Genomic DNA, 1,005 nt, shown 5'->3' with positions numbered 1-1,005 from the left:
CCTCCCCGGCCGGCCGCGGCTTGCCCTCCGGGTGGGCTACCCGCCCTGGTCCCTGGAGGGGGAGGTGCGGGCAGGGGTCCTGCGGGACCCGGTGGCGGTGAGCGCTGCCCTGGGGCTGGCCTGGACCCGGGGAAGCCCCCTGGCCCTCTCCCTGGGGGTGGGGATGGGCCTCCTGGCCAACGAGGCCTGGAGCCTGGGGGTGGGGGCAGGGGTGCGGGTGCCCCTGGGGGTGGAGGTCCCCTCGGGGGAGGTGTACCTGCGCCTGGGGTACGTGACGGACCCCGAGGGAGGGGAGGAGCTGGGCCTTAGGGCGGCCCACGGGACCTCCGGGTTTCGCCTGGTCCTGGAGGCCTCGGGAGCCCTTCTGCGGTAGTTCGCGAAAGCTAGGCTTCGCGCAAGAAAGGGGGCCAGGACGGCAAAGGAGAGGGGCAGCCGCGCATGGTCTTGCGGGGGATCCCGGGGGTCTCCCGCATAAACCCCGCAAGGGGGAGGAGGGAGGAGAGGGCCTCCCGGGAGTGGAAGGGTATGCAGCCCAGGTAGCCTGGGGATATGGTCCGTCGCCGGGAAGTCTCTATCGGCCCCGACCGGCGACTCCGCTTCACCATCGAGCTGGAGCGGGGCCGGCCCAGGTCCTGGGCCGTGCAGCTGGAGTGGTACGACCCCGAGGAGGGGCGCTGGGTCTGGGTGGCCCGGTACGACACCTCCGGCGGGACCCCCCACCGGGACCGCAACCGCATCGCCGCCCATGAGGCGGTGGACCTGCCCCGGGACCCAGGAAGGGCGGCCAGGGTGGCGGAGATGGACCTGGCCCGCCGAGCGGAGGAGTACATTGAGGCCTATAGGGCCGCAAAGGCCCAGGGAAAGGAGGGATGGTGAACCCGGCGGAGAGGCTGGCGGAGCTGGACGGGGTGCTAGCGGAGGAGCTCCTGGCGAGGGGACTTCTGGGGGAGCTCCCCGAGGCCTACCGCCTCGTCCCCCTGCCCCTAGACGAGCCGGAGGTGGCCC

Annotated in this window: 1 protein-coding gene and 1 pseudogene; both read left to right on the top strand. The window is 73.0% G+C overall.

Going from position 1 to position 1,005, the window contains the following annotated elements:
- Window positions 1-373, top strand: a pseudogene (locus B128_RS13280) (hypothetical protein); the annotation flags it as partial.
- Window positions 374-549: 176 nt separating this feature from the next.
- On the top strand, window positions 550-876 hold the full coding sequence (locus tag B128_RS0100010) for a DUF7718 family protein (RefSeq protein WP_018110268.1): 327 nt from the start codon (window positions 550-552) through the stop codon (window positions 874-876).
- Window positions 877-1,005 lie beyond the last annotated feature (129 nt).

Source organism: Thermus igniterrae ATCC 700962, assembly GCF_000376265.1.
In the GTDB taxonomy this organism is placed as follows: domain Bacteria; phylum Deinococcota; class Deinococci; order Deinococcales; family Thermaceae; genus Thermus; species Thermus igniterrae.
Note: the sequence above shows the minus strand (reverse complement) of the source record. Positions and strands in the feature narration are given on the sequence as shown.

What these genes read in the sequence shown, in the direction of transcription:
- B128_RS0100010 (WP_018110268.1), top strand. Translation starts at nt 550, where the DNA reads ATGGTCCGTCGCCGGGAAGTCTCTATCGGCCCCGACCGGCGACTCCGC.